This window comes from Brevundimonas sp. FV1ye28 (assembly GCF_058681135.1).
In genome coordinates this window covers 2,365,114-2,383,861 of record NZ_CM178731.1, presented here as the reverse complement: position 1 = coordinate 2,383,861, position 18,748 = coordinate 2,365,114, and the positions used below count along the sequence as shown (strand labels likewise).

Here is an 18,748-nt window from a genome sequence, read left to right as displayed (position 1 = left end):
CCTGTCTGAATGAGCCGTCCGATTTCCCTGCCTTCTTTTATTGATGTCGCCGTCATCGGAGCCGGGTCCGCCGGGATATCGGCCGCGCGGCGCCTGGCCCGCGCGGGCGCGGCCGTCGTGGTCCTGGAGGCGCGCGAACGGATCGGCGGGCGCGCCCATACGCTGCTGCGCGAGGGCATGCCTCTGGATCTCGGTTGCGGCTGGCTTCATTCGGCGGACCGGAACGTCCTTTGCGAGATCGGTCGCGAAGCCGGCTTCACCATCGACGAAACCCCGCCTCCGTGGGACCAGCAGGCGTTCGACCTGGGCCTGAGCCCTGCGGAACGGGCCGAGTTCGGCGCGGCCTTCGACGCCTTCGACGAACGGGTGGCCGAAGCGGCGAAGGCGGGCGACGATCACGCGGCATCGCGCCTGTTCGTTCCCGGCGACCGCTGGGCCGCGCACATGGACGCCATCTCGGGCGCTCTGAACGGGGCGAAGTTCGCCGAGGTCTCGACCCTCGACTACGACGCCTACGTGGATACCGGCGTCAATCATCGGGTGGCCGAGGGCTATGGCGCGCTCATCGCCGCCCTGGGCGCGGACGTGCCGGTGGTGCTGAACTGCCCGGTCGAACGGATCGACCGGTCGGGCGCTCGGCTGACGATCGAGACGGCGCGCGGGACGATCGAGGCGAAGTCCCTGATCCTGACCCTGCCGACCTCGGTGCTGGCCTCCGAGGCTGTGCGGTTCGACCCACCTCTGCCGGACCTGATCGAGGCGGCGGCGGGTGCGCCCCTGGGGCTGGCGTCCAAGTTGCACATGGCGGTCGAAGGCTGGGAGGAGTTTCCCAAGGACAGCCAGCTGTGGGGCCGCACCGACACCGCCCAGACCGCCGGCTATCACTTGAGACCCTTCGGGCGGCCGATCATCGAGGGTTATTTCGGCGGCGACCTGGCCTGGGGGCTAGAGGCGGAGGGCGAGGCGGCCTTCTTCGACTTCGCCTGTTCGGAGCTGGGCGACCTGCTTGGGTCGAGTTTCCCCAGGCGGCTGCGGGCCCTGTCGACCTCAATGTGGGGCGCCGAGCCGTTTTCGAGGGGCGCCTATTCGCACGTCCTGCCGGGGCTGGGCGACCGTGAAACCGGGGCGCGGGCGCGGCTGAGACGCCCGATCGAAGACCGGATCTTCATCGCCGGCGAGGCGACATCGGGCGGCTTCTACGGCACCTGTCATGGGGCCTGGGAGGAAGGCGAGCGGGCGGCGGTGGAAGCGATCACGGCGCTGGGCATCGACCCGCGCCTGTCCGCTGCCGAGGCGGGCTGAGGGTGGCCAAGGCGATCAAGGCGAAACTCAAGGCTACACCCGCCCGCAAGCCCGGCAGCATCATGACCGGCGCCCCGATTCCGATGTTCGCCTTTCCGCCGGACGAGGACCGGGTCGAGGACATTTTCACCCGCCTGGCCCGCGTCATGCCGGAGCCCAAGACCGAGCTGAACTTCACCGACCCCTTCACCCTCGTCGTCGCCGTCGCGCTGTCGGCTCAGGCGACCGACGTCTCGGTCAACAAGGCCACTGACAAGCTGTTCAAGGTCGCCGACACGCCGGCGAAGATGCTGGCGCTCGGGGAGGAGGGTCTGGTCCCCTTCATCGCCTCCATCGGCCTGTATCGCGGCAAGGCCAAGAACGTCATCGCCCTGAGCCGGATCGTGCTGGAACAGCACGGCGGGGTCGTGCCCTTGAACCGCACGGACCTGCAGGCTCTGCCTGGGGTCGGGCGAAAGACGGCCAGCGTCGTCCTGAACGAGCTCGGAATCGAGCCGGCCATCGCGGTTGACACCCATGTGTTCCGCGTCTCGCACCGGCTGGGCCTGGCCAATGCCGCGACGCCGGACAAGGTCGAGAACCAACTGCACCGGATCGTGCCCGAGACCTTCCTGCATAAGGCCCACCACTGGCTGATCCTGCACGGGCGCTACACCTGCACGGCGCGAAAGCCGAACTGCGCCGGCTGCATCGTCAACGATCTGTGCCCGTCGCGGGGACTGATGGTCGCGCTCTAGGCGTCAAGTCGCGTCCTGACCGCCTCGGCGAACAGACGACCGCCATCTGGCGCCTGCGACAGGTAGAAATCGGGTTCGACCAGTTCCGCTTCCATCAAGACCCAGTTCGATCCGGATCTGACCATGTCGATCCGGGCGTAGAGAAGCGGCTCCTCGATTGTGGCAAGAACCCGCGTCGCCAGTTCGACCGCCCCTGCCGGAGGCTCGGCGACGTGCGAATAGGTCCCGCCGTACTGCGACTGGATGCGGAAATCCCCGGCCTTGGGCGTCTTCAGCACCGCATGGCTGAACCGGCCGCCGAAGAACAGCAGGGACAGCTCGCCGTCGGCGACCAGCTCCGGCAGGAAGGGCTGGATCATGGCCGAGCCGTCCGGCGCGTCCGTCAGAGCCTCGCCGCGCGAGACCTTCGCCGTCTTCCAGGCCCCGCCAGAGACGGTCGGCTTGACCACGAGGATGTCGGTCCCGAACCGGTCGAAGGCCGCGTCGACCTCGGCTTGCGTCACCTGATCGCTCCAGGCGGTCGGCGGAATGGCGATCCCGGCGGCTTCCAGTCGGCGCAGATAGGATTTGTCCGAGTTCCAGCCCAGCACCGAGGCCGGATTGGCGATCCGGACGCCCGCTTCGCCCCACAGTTTGGTCGCCGCCAGCCAGTCGGCGTGGCGCTCGTAATAGCCCCAGGTGAGGACGCCGAGGACCAGCGGATAGCCGGTCAGGCCGGACGCATCCTCGATATGGTCGGTCCAGGCGGTCGGGACGGCGGTGACGTCCGCCATGGCCAACGCGGTCGACAGCCGCTCCAGCACCACGGGCCAGTGGCTCTTGTAGGCGGGGTCGTCGGCGGCGGGCGTGAGGATGGCGATCTGGGTCATTGGGCCCGTCCGTAATCGTTTTCCCGGTCCGGCGTAAGACGCGGGACTGGCGCGGCGCGGCCTCTGCGGCTATGGCCCCGCCATGACCCAGAACACCGCCACCTACGACGTCTGCGCCGTCGGCAACGCCATCGTCGACGTGCTGAGCCCGTGCGACGACGCCTTCCTGACCGCGCAAGGCCTGACGCCGGGCTCCATGCAACTGGTCGACGAGACCCAGAGCGCGGCCCTGTACGACGCCATGGCGGCGGGCGTCGAGGCCTCGGGCGGCTCGGCCGGGAACACCGTGGCAGGCGTCGGCTCGTTCGGCGGGCGGGCGGCGTATGTGGGCAAGGTTGCCCCCGATACGCTGGGCGGCGTCTTCAGCCACGACATCCGCGCCTCGGGCGTCCACTTCGACACCCCGGTTCTGGAAGGCGGAGCCGGAACGGGCCGTTGCCTGATCAACGTCACGCCGGACGGCCAGCGCACCATGTGCACTTTCCTGGGCGCGGCGAACCAGCTGGGTGTCGAAGACATCGACGCCGACCTGATCGGATCCAGCGCCATCGTCTATCTGGAGGGCTATCTGTTCGACCCGGCTCCGGCCCGCGCCGCCTTCGAGGCCGCCGCCGCCGCCGCGCACAAGGCGGGCCGCAAGGTCGCCATCACACTGTCGGACACCTTCGTCGTCGCCCGCTGGCGCGCCGAACTGCTGGCCTTCATCGAGGCTTCGGCGGACATCGTTCTGGCCAACGAAGGCGAACTGGCCGCCCTGTTCGAGACCGAGGATTTCGACGCCGCCGCCTCGCAGCTGGCCTCCATGGTCGAGGTCGCCGCCGTCACGCGCGGCGAGCACGGCTCGGTCATCATCTCGGGCGATCAGCGCGTCTCGGTGGCCGCCTATCCGGTCGCCAAGGTCCAGGACACCACGGGCGCTGGCGATCAGTACGCCGCAGGCTTCCTGCTGGGCGTCGCGCGCGGCCTGACGCTGGAGCAGTCGGGCAAGCTGGGCTCGCTGGCCGCCTCGGAAGTCATCGCCCACTGGGGACCGCGCCCCATGGTTAAGCTGGCCGACCTGGCCGCCGAGAACGGTCTGACCCTGACGGCCTGATCGTTCACTGGACTCTCAAACACCGTCCGAAGCGTCCGAAGCGTCCGAAGAGTGCGGATCGGGACCCGGACTGCGCCGTCATGTCAAAGACCAGCCCACAGTCTATCACGGCGGTGGATCGTGTTAGACATTCAGGTGGAAGCGGCGAGTAAGTCTCGCCGAAACAAGGGCTTGAGTCCGGGTCCGATGTTAAGTCCGAGCGTTCTGCGCCTTCGGACTAGCGTTTCAATGTGACGTAGATCGCGCCGTCGCCGCCGTGGCGACGGTGGGCCATGGCGAAGCCGGAGACGACGCCGCGCAGGGCGTGACCCTGAAGCCATTCGTGGATCGAGGCGCGGATGATTCCCCCGCCCCGCCGCCCCTGTCCGGTCACGACCAGAACCGCCTTGAGGCCCCGCGCCTGCGACTGGGTCAGGAAGGCGCGCAGCTGGTCCTCGGCCTCGAAGCGGCCGAAGCCGTGCAGGTCGATGGTGGCCTCGATCGGATCGCGTTCGCGCGACAGGCGGCGCTGGCGGCGCGGCTCCAGCTCTTCGGGAACCGAGCGAGGGGTGGGTGCAGGCGGGGTCTTGGCGGAAACGGCGGAGGCCGCGCGGATCTTGGTCGAGGTCTTCGGCTTGCCGACGATCGGCGGTCGGGGGGCCTTGATCGTCTCGGGCTTCAGAGGCTCGTCGGGCAGGATGGCGCCCGGCGTGACGCGCGCGGCCTTGCGGGCCTTGGGCGGGGTCACCGAGCCGGACACGCGGGCCCAGATGCGGCGGTCCTCGGTCGTCAGATCGGGAGGCGGTCGCCGCGCCACGGGATCAGGCGTCTTCGCCGTCGGCGTCCGACTCGGGCGGGCCGGGCTCGTAGACCAGCAGGTCGCCCGGCTGGCAGTCCAGCTCGCGGCACAGGGCGTAGAGGGTCGAGAAGCGCACGGCCCGCGCCTTGCCGGTCTTGAGGATGGACAGATTGGCCAGGGTCACCCCCACGCGGTCCGCCAGCTCGGTCAGCGACATGCGTCGCTCCACGAGGATTTTATCGAGTTGAACCCGTATCGCCATCAGATCGTAAGCTCGGATTCACGGCGCAGACGGGCGCCTTCCTTGAACACCTCGGCCAAGACGAAAACGACCAGGACCGAGAAGATAGGGGTCAATAGCTCGCCCACCCCTTGCGAATCCATCACCCCGGGCGCCAGGCGCGCGGCGACCAGTCCCTGGACCAGCCAGACGGCGCCGGTGACGACAGCGAGGATCAGACCGATCTGGCGCAGGCGGCGCACATTCTCGGGCCGGAACGGATCGCCGATGGTCAGGGTGCGGAAGATCATCCGCAGATTTCGCAGGATCAGCAGGAAGCCGCCGAAATAGGCGGTCAGGGCGCCCACGCCGAACAGCAGAAGGGGCCGGGTCAGCGGCTGCTGGGTGCCGCCGGTGTCGTTGGATACCGTGATATTGAGATCGGTCAGCGGAATGAAAATCGAGGCCAGGAAGACCAGGAGCAGCACCGCCGTGATGATCATCAAAAGCACATAGGCCACGTCCAGCGCGATCTTCAGCAGGCTGGAAACGGAGCCGGGCCCGAGGGTCCTCAGGAACGGGATCCGGAACGGCGCGCGAATGCCTCTGGGCATCTTCGGCAGGCGCAGCTCGGGCCGGTTGAGGGACATCGTGGGCTCGGAAAATATCGGGACCGGAGGGCTGGTCGCGGAGGCCGCGCGGGGTTCGAAGAACCCCTACGCGGCCTTATACATCGCGATTGTCTTCAACGGCGTCAAAAGCCTCTTCGTTCTTGGTTGCCGTCGCTCGGCTCGGTGAGCCTCGCCGTAGCGGCAACCAGGGGATTGAGAGAGCCCGGATTTCGTCGCTCAAGTCGTGAGCGACCGCGTCGCGAGCGATAGCGACACCTATATCAGAAGGCTTGCAGCAGGATGGCGACCAGGGCGGTCGGCAGGGCGGCGAGCAGGGCGGCGTTGATCAGCAGCGCGCCGACCTTGTCCATCATCAGCGAGGCGTTCATCGTGTTCATCGTTCTAGTCTTTCGATCCTGAGGCGGGTCATTAATGCCCGATTATGTGCGCCACGGGGTTCGGATTTGCCCTTCTGGGTATTTCCGGGGAACGTTGTGGCCGCCGTTCTTGAGATCATAGATAGGACGTGCGGATTGGGAAGTCATGTTACATATCGTTTAACGATATTAAAATTGAGCAATGAAATGTTTCACGCGCGTGATCGGGGATGAAGTTGAAGCTTATCAAGGGGATGCGGCTGGTGGCGGCGACTCACAACGCCGGCAAGGCGCGTGAAATCCATGCTCTGCTGGACGGACATTACACGGTGGTCACGGCCGGAGAGTTGAATCTGCCCGAACCGGCCGAAACCGAGACCACATTTGTCGGCAACGCCATGTTGAAGGCGCGGCATGCGGCCCAGTTCTCGGGCGAGGTCAGCCTGGCCGATGATTCCGGCCTCTCGGTCGCGGCCCTGGACGGAGCGCCCGGGATCTTTTCGGCGCGCTGGGGCGGGCCCGAGCGGGACTTCGTCTCGGCGATGAAGAAGATCGAGACCCGGCTGGACGAGCTGGGATCGTCGGACCGGTCCGCCTGGTTCACGTCTGCCCTGGCCGTGGCCTGGCCGGATGGGCCGTGCGTGGTGGTCGAAGGGCGGGTCGACGGCGTCGTCACCTTCCCGCCGCGCGGAGACCGGGGCTTCGGCTATGATCCCATCTTCATCCTCGAAGGCTACGACCAGACCTTCGGCGAGATGGACCCCGTGGTGAAGGAGAGCATGAGCCACCGCACCCGGGCCTTCGCCATGCTGAAGGCGGCCCTGATTGACTGATACCGGCGAAGCGGTGGCGCTCTACGTCCACTGGCCCTACTGCGCCCGCATCTGTCCCTACTGCGACTTCAATGTCGTGCGCGACCGGGGCTGGCGAGAGGAACAGGCGGTGCTGGTCGAGGCCATCCTGTGCGACCTGGAGGCGCAGGCCGGCCTGATCGGGGAGCGACCGCTGGCCTCGATCTTCTTCGGCGGGGGCACGCCGTCGCTGATGCGGGCCGAGGACGTAGGGCGCGTGATCGAACGGGCGCGGGCCCTGTTCCCCGCCGGAGACGTCGAGATCACGCTGGAGGCCAATCCCACCGACGCCGAGGCCGCTCATTTCGCCGCGCTGAGAGAGGCCGGGGTCAATCGCTTGTCGCTGGGGGTCCAGTCGCTGGACGACGCGCAGCTGAGGTTCCTCGGCCGTAACCATTCGGCGGACGAGGCGCGCCGAGCGATCGCCGTGGCGGCAGGCGTCTTCGACCGGCTGTCGATCGACCTGATCTATGCCCTGCCCGGCCAGACGGTCGCGGGCTGGACGGCGGCGATGATGGAGGCGCTCGACATGGGGTTCGAGCATGTCTCGCCCTATCAACTGACCATCGCCGAAGGCACCGCCTTCGCCCGTGCGACCGAGCGGGGGGCGCTGGTCCCGCCGGACGAGGACACGGCCGCAGACCTCTATGAGGCGACGCAGACCGTTCTGGGGGCGGCGGGGTTCGAGGCCTATGAGGTGTCGAACCACGCCCGGACTGTCGAGGCCCGGTCGGCGCACAACCTGCATGTCTGGCGGGGCGGAGACTATGTCGGGGTTGGCCCCGGCGCTCATGGGCGGCTGACGCTGGACGGCGTGCGAACCGCCACCGTCGCTCACAAGAGGATCGGTCCGTATGTCGAGGGCGTCGCGGCGGGAACGCCGTGGTCGGATCAGGAGGCGCTGGCCCCCCGCGCCGCCGCCGAGGAGAGGCTGCTGCTGGGCCTGCGCACCGTCGAGGGCGTGGCCGTGGACGATCTGGCGGCGCTGGACTTGACCGGGCGCGTGGAGGATCTGGTCGAGGACGGATTTCTCGCCTTCGCCGATGGCCGGGTGGCGGCGACGGCGAAGGGGCGGCCAGTGCTCGACGCCGTGCTCAAGGCTTTGCTGACCTGACGCCCGGTCTGTGGCACGGAGGGACGATGAGCGAACCCGGCCCCTTTCCCCCGACCGCCCCGCCGCCGCGCCTGGTGACGCCGGGCCTCTATCTGGTGGCGACGCCGATCGGGAACCTGCGCGACATGACGCTGCGGGCGCTCGACGTCCTGGCTGCCGCCGACCTGGTCCTGGCCGAGGACACACGGGTCACCGCCAAGCTGCTGAGCGCCTACGGCCTTAAGGCAAAGCTGGAACGCTGCGACGACCACGCCTCGGCCCGCGCGGCCGAGATCGCCATCGAGCGCGTTCGCGAGGGTCAGGTCGTGGCCCTGGTGTCCGATGCGGGGACGCCGGTGATCTCGGACCCCGGCTTCGTCGTGGCGCGCGCCTTCATCGCCGCCGACCTGCCGGTTCATCCGATCCCGGGGGCCTCCAGCCTGTTGGCCGCCCTGTGCATCGCGGGTCAGCCGTCCGACCGGTTCCTGTTCGCCGGCTTCCTGCCGCCCAAGTCCGGAGCGAGGAAGACGGCCCTGAGCGAGGTCAAGGCGGCGCGCCAGACCCTGGTCTTCTTCGAGAGCGGCCCGCGCCTGGCCGCCAGTCTGGCCGACATGGCCGAGGTCCTGGGGCCGCGCCCCGCCGCCGTGACGCGCGAACTGACCAAACTCTATGAGGAGGCGATCCGGGGGACCCTGGCCGAACTGGCCGTCGACCCCCGCTGCGATGCGCCCAAGGGCGAAATCGTCATCGTCATCGGCCCCGGCGCGGTCGAGGTCGCCTCGGAAGCCGACGTGGACGCCGCCCTCACCGAGGCCCTGGCCCGCCTGTCCACCGGCGAGGCCGCCTCGGAGGTGGCCGAGACCTTCGACCTGCCGAGAAAGGCCCTCTACCGCCGCGCGCTGGAACTTCAGGGCAAGGGGTGAAACGGCCTCCGAAGCCTGAAAGGGTCCGCGCCGTCCTTCCGGCCAGGCCCAAGGCGGCCTGGCGGCAAGCCCGGGGCGGACAGGCGTTCCGCGAAGGTCACGGCGCCGAATGGCTGGCCGCCGCCTGGCTGATGCTCAAGGGCTACCAGATCCTGGGCTTCCGTCTGAAGACGCGCGGGGTCGAGATTGACATCCTGGCCAGACAGGGCAGGACGGTCGTCGTCGTCGAGGTCAAACGTCGCGCCACGCTCGAAGCGGCGCTAAATGCCGTGGATTCTCAACAGCTGGAACGATTGCGGTCCGCCGGCGCCGCACTGTTGCGCCAAAGACCCAGCTTGGCCGGTCTCGAGATGCGAATCGACACGGTAGCGCTGGCACCCAGGCGAATTCCGCGTCATCGTCGCAATCTATAGTTCCGCCGGCGGGCGGAGACGGGGCGTCGGGGGACGGAACTGTGACGCGGGAAGAAGCGGAAATCGTTCTGGAAGAGGCCGGTCGGGCCGAGGATGATGCGTTCCCGCTGCTGGACGCCGCCATCGCCTGCGCCCTGCACGACTACCCGTTCCGCGATCCCTCGCCCGCGCGCGTCCTGGCCGATGCCGCCGCCGAACGGCTGGCCGAGCGGATCGGCGGCGAGAGCGCGGACGACGCTCTGGCGGAGACGATGGCCGCGGACCTGCGGCTCAACGGCGACCTGCTCCACTATGACGACCCGGCCAACACCGACATTCTCGATGTGGCCGAGCGGCGGCGCGGCCTGTCGGCGGCCCTGGCGGTCTTCTATCTCGACGCGGCGCGCCGGGCGGGGGTGAAGGCGCAGGGCGTCGACTTCCCCAACCACTTCCTGCTGCGCGTCGAGACCCCGGCCGGTCCGGTGGCTCTGGATCCCTTCAGTCAGGGTCGGGTGGTCATGCCGTCGGAACTGACCCGCCGGGCGCTGCGGGCCGGGCTGACGCCGCATGTCGCCGACCGGCTGGACGTGCTGATGGCCCCGGTCAGCGACCGCGAGGCCCTGATCCGGCTGCAGAACGTCTTGTTCAGTCGGGCGATCAAGGCCGAGGACTACCTCTGCGCCGAACGCTCGGCCGTCCGCCGCGCCCTGCTGGATCCCGAGGATCACCGGCCCTGGCTGGACGTCGCCGCCGCGCGGGAGAAACAGGGCGCCCTGACCGGCGCGCTCGAGGCCCTGCGCCGCGCCCGCGCCGTCGCCGGCCAGGACGACCGGATGCACCAGATGGCTGCCGACCGGTTGAGGATGAGGCTCAACTAGGAGGTCGTGGGTAGGGCCGAGGTCGTAGGAAGGCCGCAGCGTCTCTCCAAGCCCCAAGACCTGCTCCCCAACACCTGACCTTGCGCCCGCGCCCGGCCTTGCCCATTACCCAAGCTCTCGAACGCGCGAACGCGCTCAAGCAGTGAGGCGCCGCGCGCCGAGCGATAGCGCAACAAGGAAGCCCCCTCCCATGCTCAAAGTCGCCATTCAGATGGACCCCATCGAGGCGGTCAACATCGCCTCGGACACGACCTTCTTCCTGGCCATGGAGGCGCAACAGCGCGGCCATCCGCTCTGGGTCTACGACTTCCGCACCCTGGCGCTGGAGGACGGCTCCCTGTTCTGCCGCGCGCGCCCGGCCCTGATCCGTCAGGTCTTCGGCGACCACGTCACCCTGGGCGACGAGGTGAAGCTGGATCTGGGCCGTGACGTCGACGTCATCCTGATGCGCCAGGATCCGCCCTTCGACATGGCCTATGTCACCGCCACCTATCTGCTGGAGACGGTCCATCCCCGCACCCTGGTCGTCAACGACCCGGCCGAGGTCCGCTCCGCCCCCGAGAAGCTGTTCGCCACCCGGTTCGAGGGCGTCCAGCCGCCGACCCTGATCTCCTCAGACCCCGTCGCCCTGGTCGACTTCCATGAACGTCATGGCGATGTGGTGCTGAAGCCCCTGCACGGCGCGGCGGGCTCGGGCGTCGTCCGCCTGAAGGCCGGCGACCCGAACCTGGAGGCCCTGATCGAGATTCACATGACGGGCTCGCGCGACCCGCTGGTGATCCAGAAATTCATTCCGGCGGTCTCGAAGGGCGACAAACGCATCATCCTGATCGACGGCGAGCCGGTCGGCGCCATCAACCGCGTTCCGGCCGAGGGTCAGGTGCGGTCGAACCTGCGCGTCGGCGGAACGGCCGCGCCCGTCGAGCTGACCCCGCGCGACCTGGAGATCTGCGCCATCATCGGCCCGGAGCTGAAGGCGCGGGGCCTGTTGTTCGTCGGCATCGACGTGATCGGCGACTACCTGACCGAGATCAACGTCACGTCGCCGACCGGCGCGGTGCAGCTGAAAGAGTTCACCGGCATCGACGCTGCCGCCATCCTGTGGGACGTCATCGAGGCGAAACACGTTCCGAGTGCATGACGGCGCGCTTGCAATCTGAGTGAGTTCATGGTTCGTTCTCCATCGAGTGGAGGACGATCATGCTGGCCAGTATCGCGACGGTGGCGTTCGAGGGGGTCGAGGCGCGGCGGGTGACCGTCGAGGTTCAGCTGGTCGGTCGTGACGGCGAGACGATCTTTTCGATCGTCGGCCTGCCGGACAAGGCGGTGGCCGAGAGCCGGGAGAGGGTGCGCGGCGCCTTTGCGGGCATAGGGCTGGCCCTGCCGGCCAAGCGGATCATCGCCAACCTGGCTCCGGCCGACCTGCCCAAGGAGGGCAGCCATTTCGACCTGCCCATCGCCCTGGCCTTGCTGGCGTCTCTGGGGGTGATCCAGCCGGATGCGCTTGAGGGCTGGGCGGCGCTGGGCGAGCTTGGGCTGGATGGACGAATTCAGCCGGTCGGCGGGACGCTTCCGGCCGCCGTCGCCGCCGCCTCCATGGGGCTCGGCCTGATCTGTCCCGAAGCCAACGGACCCGAGGCGGCCTGGGCCGGAGACGTGCGGCTTCTCGCACCCCGGTCGCTGATCGGGCTGATCAACCATTTCAAGGGCACGACCATCCTGCGCGCGCCCGAGCCGGGGCCGGTGACGATGGCGGGGACCTCGGCTGACCTGCGCGACGTCAAGGGACAGGAGAGCGCCAAGCGGGCCTTGGAGGTGGCCGCCGCCGGGGGACACAACATCCTGTTCGTCGGCCCGCCGGGGTCGGGCAAGTCGATGATGGCGCAGCGTCTGCCCGGTCTGCTGCCGCCCCTGACGCCGCAGGAGCTTCTGGAAACCTCCATGGTCTGGTCGGTGGCCGGGCTGATCGAGCGGGGCGCCCTGACCCGCGACCGGCCGTTCCGGTCGCCCCACCACTCGGCCTCCATGGCCGCCCTGACCGGCGGCGGCTACCGGGCCAAGCCGGGCGAGGCCTCGCTCGCTCACAACGGCGTCCTGTTCCTGGATGAACTGCCCGAATATTCGGCCCAGGCTCTGGACAGCCTGCGGGCACCGTTGGAGACCGGCGAGATCGTCGTGGCGCGGGCCAACGCCCACGTCCGCTATCCGGCGCGGTTCCAACTGGTCGCGGCCATGAACCCCTGCCGCTGCGGGCTCGGCGGGGCGGGCAAGGGGGCGTGCGGCAAGGCGCCCCGCTGCCAGCGCGACTATCAGAACCGTATCTCCGGCCCGATGTTCGACCGCATCGACCTGACGGTGGAGACGCCGCCGGTCACCGCCGCCGACATGGCCCTGCCCAGTCCGGCCGAGGGCACGGCCGAGGCCGCCGCCCGCGTCGCCGTCGCCCGAGGCATGCAGGACGACCGGGTGCGCGAGGCCGGCCTCGATCCGCGCCAGGCGCTGAACGCGAGATCCTCCGGCGACGTGCTCGAACGGTTCGCGACGCCGGACGAGGCGGGGCGGGCGCTTCTGATGCGGGCGGGGGAGGCGGGCGGATTGACGGCCCGGGGCTGGACCCGGTCGCTGCGACTGGCCCGGACCATCGCGGATCTGGAAGGATCGAACGGGGTCCTGCGCCGCCATATCGCCGAGGCCCTGATCTATCGCCGCACCACGGTCGGCGCCAAGGAACAGTTCGAACGCCAGCGGGGTGCCCGATCCAGTCTGCCCGCCTGGTGATGGCTGGTGATGGCGTCCATCGTCGGTTGAGCCGTCCTTAACGCCTGCTCCCGCAGGGTGCGTCCCATCCCCGGGACGGGGGCGGAGACGGGCATGGCGCGGCGTAATACGGATCAGGCGGCGAGTAACGATACCGGAGAGGCCGTCCGCGCGGGCGGGGCCGACCCCTTCCTGCGCCTCATGAGCCACGAGATGAGGACGCCTCTGAACGGCGTGATCGGCATGTTGGGTCTGTTGACCCGCACCCGTCTGGACGGCGCCCAGAGGTCCTATGCCGAGGCCGCGCGCGACAGTGCCGAACACCTTCTGGGTCTGGTCAACGACCTGCTCGACTATGCGCGGCTGGAGGCCGGCAAGCTGGAGTTCGATCCGGCGCCGGTCGAGCTCGAGGGTCTGGTGCGCGGCGTCGCCGAACTCCTCAGCCCGCGCGCTCACGACAAGGGACTGGAGATCGTCTGGTCAGTCTCGCCGGACGCCCCCGACGTCCTGGCCGACGAAGGTCGGTTGCGTCAGGTCCTGTTCAATCTCGCCGGAAACGCCGTGAAGTTCACCGAGGCCGGCGGCGTCCGCATCGCCGTCGAACGCGCGCCGGGGAGGAATGGGGGATCCGACAAGCGGCCGAAGCTGGCTTTCATCATCGACGACACCGGTCCCGGCGTGCCGGTCGAGGCGCGCGCCCGCATCTTCGAGGAGTTCGGCCATGTCGACGCGTCGGACGCCACCCGTCACGGCGGCGCCGGCCTGGGGCTGGCCGTGGTCCAGAAACTGGCCGTGGCCATGGGCGGAACCGTTCGCGTCGAGGACAGGCCCGGCCCCAAGGGCGCGACCGGGTCCCGCTTCGTGTTCGAGGCCGTGTTCGACGCGGTCGCCGACGCGGAGCCGCGCGCCCGTCCCCTGACCGACCGCGCCGTCGCCGTCCGCACCCCGGACACCTTCGTCCGCGCCGCCGCCGAGGCCCAGATCGCCGCGTCCGGCGGCTCGGTTTGCCCCGCCGACGGCCTTGCCAAGGAGGCGGCCCCGGTCACCCTGGTCGACCACGCCGAAGCCGCCGCCTCCGGCCGGCCGCTCGCCGCCCTGCCCGAGGTCGGGCGTGGCATCGTTCTGCTCAAACCGTCGGAGCGCGAGCTGATCGCCCGCTACCGATCGGTCGGCTTCCACGGCTATCTGATCAAGCCCCTCCGTCGCGCCTCGCTGGTCGAACGCGTGATCGCCGCCGCCACGGCCGGCGAGACGCCGATCGCCCCGCGCGGCCTGCCGCCCGAGGACGACCGCGTCCTGCCCGTCCGCTTCGCCGGAACCCGGGTGCTGCTGGTCGAGGACAATCCGGTCGGCGCACTTCTGGCCAAGACCCTGCTGCGCCGCGAGGGCTGTGTGGTCGAGACCGCCGCCACCGGCGACGAGGCGATCGCCGCCATGAAGCGCGCCCGTTACGATCTGGTCTTCATGGACATGCGCATGCCCGGCATGGACGGACCGTCCGCGACCCGGGCCCTGCGCGCCGCCGGGGATCGCACCCCGATCGTCGCCCTGACCGCCAACGCCTTCACCGAGGACCGGCAGGCCTGTCTGGAAGCGGGCATGGACGACCACCTGGTCAAGCCGCTGGAGCCGGAGGCCCTGCGCTCGGCCCTGGCCCGCTGGACGAGCGGCGACATCCGCGCCAAGGTCGCCTTCGGATAGGGTCACCGGCGTCAGATCGGGCCGCCCTTCGAGACAGAGGCCGCCTGCATGACCCAGACCCCACCAGCGCCCCCCGCAGCGCCGGCTGAAATCGACGTGAAGCCCAAGGGTCTGGCGGTTCTGAAGGTCGCCTTCCGCGAGCGGCGCACCCTGGCCATGCTGCTGCTGGGCTTCTCGGCGGGCCTGCCGTTCGCCATGCTGATCGGCACCCTGAACGCCTGGCTGACCGAGGCGCAGATCCCGGTCGCCACCATCGGCATCCTCAGCTGGATCGGCCTGTTCGGCGCCTTCCGCTTCCTGTGGTCTCCCGCCGTCAGCTGGACCCCGCCGGGCCTGGGCAAACGGCTGGGCCGCCGGCGCAGCTGGCTCCTGGTGCTTCAGGTCATCATCGCCGTTGCGCTGGGCCTCGTCGCCCTGTCGAACCCGAGCGCCGGGGTGCTGGGGCCATTGGCCCTGGGCGCGACGCTCGGCGCCTTCGCCTTCGCCACACAGGACATCGTCATCGACGCCTGGCGGATCGAGGTGGCCGACGAAAAGACGCCCATCGATCTGTTGTCGACCATCTATCAGCTCGGCTATCGCACGGCGGCGTTGGCGGGCGGGGCCGGGTCCCTGCTCCTGTCCGAAGTGCTCGGCTGGCCGGGCGTCTTCTTCACCGCAGCCCTGCTGATGGGCCTGGGGATCGTCGGCACGCTGATCGCGCCCGAACCGATCCCGTCGTCGCAGGCCGCCGTGGCGAAACAGCGTCGCGGTTCGCCCAGTCTGCGCCTGGCCGTTCTGGTGGCGACCCTGGCGGCCTGGGGCTGGGCGGCGTTCATGCTGGTCCGCTTCATGGTCATCGCCCTGACGACCTCGCCTGCGCCGAGCGCCGGAACCTTCACCGCCGCCTGGGGCCCATGGATCGTGGGCGCGACCGTCGTCTTGCCCGCCGCCCTCGCCGGCCTCATCGTCTGGAAGGGCCGAAGCCCGACCGAGGCCGAAACCACGGCGGCGCCCAAGCTGGCCGATACCTTCTACGACGCCATCCTGGCCCCCCTCGTCGAGCTGATGGGCCGCCTGGGCTGGGGGGCGGTGGTGGTGCTGGGCCTGATCCTGACCTATCGGATCACCGACGGCGTCTGGGGGCCGTTCGCCTTTCCCTTCTACATGGGCGACACGGGCGGAGCCCTGGGTCACACGGCGGCCGAGGTGGCGCTGGCGTCCAAGACCTTCGGGGTGATCATGACCATCGTCGGCATCGCGCTGGGCGGCTGGGCGCTGCTGGTCATCGGCCGGATGTGGAGCCTGCTGATCGGCGCCGTCCTGACTGCCGCGACCAATCTGCTGTTCATGGACCTGGCCCTGGGAGCGCCCAACGTCGGCGCCTTCATGTCGGCGACCGGCCTCTATTCTGTGTTCAACGGCATCGGCGTCCATGAGGCTCTGGCCCGGCTGATGATGGCCATCGCGGGCGAGAACATCGCCGGCGGCTTCGCCGGCGCGGCCTTTGTGGCCTATCTCTCGGCCCTGTCGAACCGGACCTTCGGCGCGGTCCAGTTCGCGGTCTTCATCTCGCTGGCCCTGCTGATCGGCACGCTGGGGCGCGGCGCGCTCGGCGAGCTGGTCGACGCCCAGGGCTATGCGCCGATGTTCGTCATCGCTGCCTGGATGGGGGTGATCGCCATCGTCTTCGTCGTGATCGAGTGGATCCGGCTGGGCTTCGAGGCCCGCCGGATCGCTCGCGAGGGTGTCCCGACCGTCTGATCGCTCAGACGGTCGGCGGCACCGCCGTCATCGACCGCTCGGCCGCCGCGCTGGGGTGCGGGGCGACGTCCTCGTCTTCGGGTTCGAACTCGACGCTGACACCCTGTTCGTAGGCGGCGAAGGTGGCGGCCGTGATGATCTCGGACACCTGGGCGCCCAGGGAGACGATCTGAACCGACTTCTCCAGCCCCACCAGCAGCGGGCCGATCACCGTCGCCCCGCCCAGGGCCTGGACCAGCTGGGTCGAGATGGCGGCGGAATGCAGCGCCGGCATGACCAGCACATTGGCCTCGCGGCTCAGGCGCATGAAGGGATAGTTGGTGCGCAGGGCCGGATCGAGCGCCAGTTCGGGCGGCATCTCGCCCTCGTACTCGAAATCGACGCCCTTCTGGTCGAGGATGCGGATCGCCTCGCGCACCTTGTCGCCGCGTTCTCCGGGAGGGTTGCCGAAGGTCGAATAGCTGAGGAAGGCCACGCGCGGGGTGCGGCCCAGTTTGCGCACGGCCGCAGCGGCCTGGATGGCGATGTCGGCCAGTTCTTCGGCGCCGGGCAGTTCATGGATCGAGGTGTCGGCGACGAAGATCGTCCGGCCCTTGGCCAGGACGATGGAAAGGCCGATCAGGCTGTCCTCGACGTCCAGCACCCGCCGGACCTCCTTCAGCACCATGTTGAAGTTCCGGGTCGTGCCCGTGACCATGGCGTCGGCCTGACCGCGCGCCAGCATGGCGGCGGCGAAATAGTTGCGGTCCTGGTTGATCATCCGCTGGACATCGCGACGCAGGTAACCCCGGCGCTGCAGCTTGTCGTAGAGGAAGTCGGTGTATTCGACGTTCCGCTCGGAGACGCGGGCGTTGACGATCTCGATGCCCATGGCCTCGAAGTCGAGGCCGGCCTCGGCGGCGTTCTTACGCACCAGATCCTCGCGGCCGATCAGGATCGGCGTGCCCAGCTCGGCCTGTTTGAAGGCCCAGGCGGCGCGGATCACGGTCGATTCCTCGCCCTCGGCGAAGACCACCCGCTTGTTCGGGGCGGCGCGCACGGCGGACGAGATCTTCTGCATCAGGGCGGCGGACGGATCGACGCGCTCGCGCAGCTGGGCGCGGTATTCGTCCATGTCGTCGATGGAGACGCGCGACACGCCTGTGTCCATCGCGGCCTTGGCCACGAAGGGCGGGATGTACCAGATCAGGCGCGGATCGAACGGCGTCGGGATGATGTAGTCCGGGCCGAACTTCAGCTTGCGACCGCGATAGGCCACGGCCACCTCGTCCGGCACGTCCTCGCGGGCCAGCTGGGCCAGGGCGTGGGCGCAGGCGATCTTCATCTCGTGATTGATCCGGCGGGCGCGCACGTCGAGGGCGCCCCGGAACAGATAGGGGAAGGCCAGGACGTTGTTGACCTGGTTCACATAGTCCGAGCGGCCGGTGGCGACGATGGCGTCCTTGCGCACGGCGTGGACCTGTTCCGGGGTGATCTCCGGGTCGGGGTTGGCCATGGCGAAGATGATCGGGCGGGGCGCCATGGTGGCCACCATCTCGGGCGTGATGGCGCCCTTGGCGGACAGGCCCAGGACCACGTCGGCGCCGACCATGGCCTCGGCCAGGGTGCGCTTGTCGGTGTCGATGGCGTGGACCGACTTCCACTGGTCCATGCCCTCGGTGCGGCCGCGGTAGATGACGCCGTGCAGGTCGACGACCGTGGCGTTCTCGGGCTTCACGCCCAGGGACTTCATCAGGCTGAGCGACGACAGGCCGGCGGCGCCCGCGCCGACCAGGACCATCTTCACGTCCTCGAACTTGCGGCCCGTCAGATGGCAGGCGTTGATCAGGCCGGCGGTGGAGATGATGGCCGTGCCATGCTGGTCGTCATGGAAGACGGGGATGTCCAGCAGGTCCTGAAGCTCGCTTTCGATGACGAAGCATTCCGGGGACTTGATATCCTCCAGATTGATGCCGCCCCAGCTGTCGCCGATGTTCTTGACGACGGTGATGAACTCATCCGGGTCGGTGGTCTTGACCTCGATGTCGAAGCTGTCGACGTCGGCGAAGCGTTTGAACAGGACGGCCTTGCCCTCCATCACCGGCTTGGACGCCAGATGGCCGAGGTTGCCCATGCCCAGGATGGCCGTGCCGTTCGAGATCACGGCGACCAGATTGCCCTTGGACGTGTAGTCATAGGCGGCGTCGGGATTGTCGGCGATGGCGCGGACCGGCACGGCGACGCCCGGCGAATAGGCCAGCGACAGGTCGCGCTGGGTCGCCATGGGCTTGATCGGCGCCATGGAGATCTTGCCGGGGTTCGGCAGCCGGTGGAAATCGAGCGCTTCCTGGTCGGAGAAGGTCTGTTTGTCGGTCTGATCGGGCATCGGTGTCTCTGACGGTCGCGGGCGCGTCCGGTCTAGCTGCGGGTTTCCGTCGGGACAA

Annotated in this window: 17 protein-coding genes; 12 read left to right on the top strand and 5 right to left on the bottom strand. The window is 69.0% G+C overall.

All coding sequences use genetic code 11. From position 1 onward, the window contains the following. The first annotated feature begins 9 nt into the window (after positions 1-9). Together ACW171_RS11610 and nth are read left to right on the top strand one after the other, a co-directional pair. Positions 10-1,302, top strand: coding sequence for a flavin monoamine oxidase family protein (locus ACW171_RS11610; RefSeq protein WP_492093435.1), 1,293 nt, complete (start codon positions 10-12; stop codon positions 1,300-1,302). Then, positions 1,299-2,039, top strand: a complete 741-nt coding sequence (gene nth / locus ACW171_RS11605) for an endonuclease III (protein ID WP_492096625.1) — start codon at positions 1,299-1,301, stop codon at positions 2,037-2,039. Before ACW171_RS11610 ends, nth begins: the two co-directional genes overlap by 4 nt. Here nth and ACW171_RS11600 read toward each other — a convergent pair. After that, positions 2,036-2,908, bottom strand: a complete 873-nt coding sequence (locus tag ACW171_RS11600) for an ATP-grasp domain-containing protein (RefSeq protein WP_492093434.1) — start codon at positions 2,906-2,908, stop codon at positions 2,036-2,038. The genes nth and ACW171_RS11600 overlap by 4 nt on opposite strands. 82 nt (positions 2,909-2,990) lie before the next feature. Between ACW171_RS11600 and ACW171_RS11595 the strand changes: the two genes are divergently transcribed. Next, positions 2,991-4,001 (top strand): adenosine kinase, encoded by a 1,011-nt coding sequence (locus ACW171_RS11595; protein ID WP_492093432.1) that lies wholly within the window; start codon positions 2,991-2,993, stop codon positions 3,999-4,001. Positions 4,002-4,218: 217 nt separating this feature from the next. On the opposite strand, the gene ACW171_RS11590 is transcribed toward ACW171_RS11595, so the two are convergent. Genes ACW171_RS11590 through ACW171_RS11580 form a run of 3 tightly spaced genes read right to left on the bottom strand, consistent with a single transcriptional unit; the run spans position 4,219 to position 5,649 of the window. Then, positions 4,219-4,797, bottom strand: coding sequence for a Smr/MutS family protein (locus ACW171_RS11590; protein ID WP_492093430.1), 579 nt, complete (start codon positions 4,795-4,797; stop codon positions 4,219-4,221). 4 nt (positions 4,798-4,801) lie between these two features. Next, the gene (locus tag ACW171_RS11585; RefSeq protein WP_492093428.1) at positions 4,802-5,041 is read right to left on the bottom strand and encodes a helix-turn-helix domain-containing protein; all 240 of its coding nucleotides are present in this window, start codon (positions 5,039-5,041) and stop codon (positions 4,802-4,804) included. After that, positions 5,041-5,649 carry a DUF2975 domain-containing protein gene (locus ACW171_RS11580; protein ID WP_492093427.1) on the bottom strand — a complete coding sequence of 203 codons (609 nt, stop codon included), beginning with the start codon at positions 5,647-5,649 and terminating at the stop codon, positions 5,041-5,043. Before ACW171_RS11580 ends, ACW171_RS11585 begins: the two co-directional genes overlap by 1 nt. A 568-nt stretch (positions 5,650-6,217) precedes the next feature. On the opposite strand from ACW171_RS11580, the gene rdgB reads away from it, so the two are divergent. The 9 genes from rdgB (at position 6,218) to ACW171_RS11535 (ending at position 16,325) form a co-directional block, all read left to right on the top strand. Then, positions 6,218-6,820 (top strand): RdgB/HAM1 family non-canonical purine NTP pyrophosphatase, encoded by a 603-nt coding sequence (gene rdgB / locus ACW171_RS11575; RefSeq protein ID WP_492093425.1) that lies wholly within the window; start codon positions 6,218-6,220, stop codon positions 6,818-6,820. Continuing rightward, a complete protein-coding gene (gene hemW / locus ACW171_RS11570; RefSeq protein ID WP_492093423.1) occupies positions 6,813-7,952 on the top strand; it encodes a radical SAM family heme chaperone HemW in 1,140 nt (379 codons plus the stop codon). Before rdgB ends, hemW begins: the two co-directional genes overlap by 8 nt. Before the next feature lie 26 nt (positions 7,953-7,978). Next, on the top strand, positions 7,979-8,854 hold the full coding sequence (rsmI, locus tag ACW171_RS11565) for a 16S rRNA (cytidine(1402)-2'-O)-methyltransferase (protein WP_492093421.1): 876 nt from the start codon (positions 7,979-7,981) through the stop codon (positions 8,852-8,854). Continuing rightward, entirely contained in the window at positions 8,851-9,267 is a 417-nt protein-coding gene (locus ACW171_RS11560) for a YraN family protein (RefSeq protein ID WP_492093419.1), read from the top strand. The genes rsmI and ACW171_RS11560 overlap by 4 nt, the downstream gene beginning before the upstream one ends. A 41-nt stretch (positions 9,268-9,308) precedes the next feature. Further along, complete coding sequence (locus ACW171_RS11555) at positions 9,309-10,124, top strand: SirB1 family protein (protein WP_492093417.1); 816 nt, start codon at positions 9,309-9,311, stop codon at positions 10,122-10,124. Between the two features lie 190 nt (positions 10,125-10,314). Further along, a complete protein-coding gene (gshB, locus tag ACW171_RS11550) occupies positions 10,315-11,265 on the top strand; it encodes a glutathione synthase (protein ID WP_492093416.1) in 951 nt (316 codons plus the stop codon). A gap of 59 nt (positions 11,266-11,324) precedes the next feature. After that, the gene (locus tag ACW171_RS11545) at positions 11,325-12,902 is read left to right on the top strand and encodes a YifB family Mg chelatase-like AAA ATPase (protein WP_492093415.1); all 1,578 of its coding nucleotides are present in this window, start codon (positions 11,325-11,327) and stop codon (positions 12,900-12,902) included. A 93-nt stretch (positions 12,903-12,995) separates the two neighbouring features. Continuing rightward, complete coding sequence (locus ACW171_RS11540) at positions 12,996-14,582, top strand: response regulator (protein WP_492093414.1); 1,587 nt, start codon at positions 12,996-12,998, stop codon at positions 14,580-14,582. Between the two features lie 48 nt (positions 14,583-14,630). After that, positions 14,631-16,325, top strand: a complete 1,695-nt coding sequence (locus tag ACW171_RS11535; protein WP_492093413.1) for an AmpG family muropeptide MFS transporter — start codon at positions 14,631-14,633, stop codon at positions 16,323-16,325. A gap of 4 nt (positions 16,326-16,329) precedes the next feature. Here ACW171_RS11535 and ACW171_RS11530 read toward each other — a convergent pair whose 3' ends face one another. Next, complete coding sequence (locus tag ACW171_RS11530) at positions 16,330-18,690, bottom strand: NADP-dependent malic enzyme (RefSeq protein WP_492093412.1); 2,361 nt, start codon at positions 18,688-18,690, stop codon at positions 16,330-16,332. Positions 18,691-18,748 lie beyond the last annotated feature (58 nt).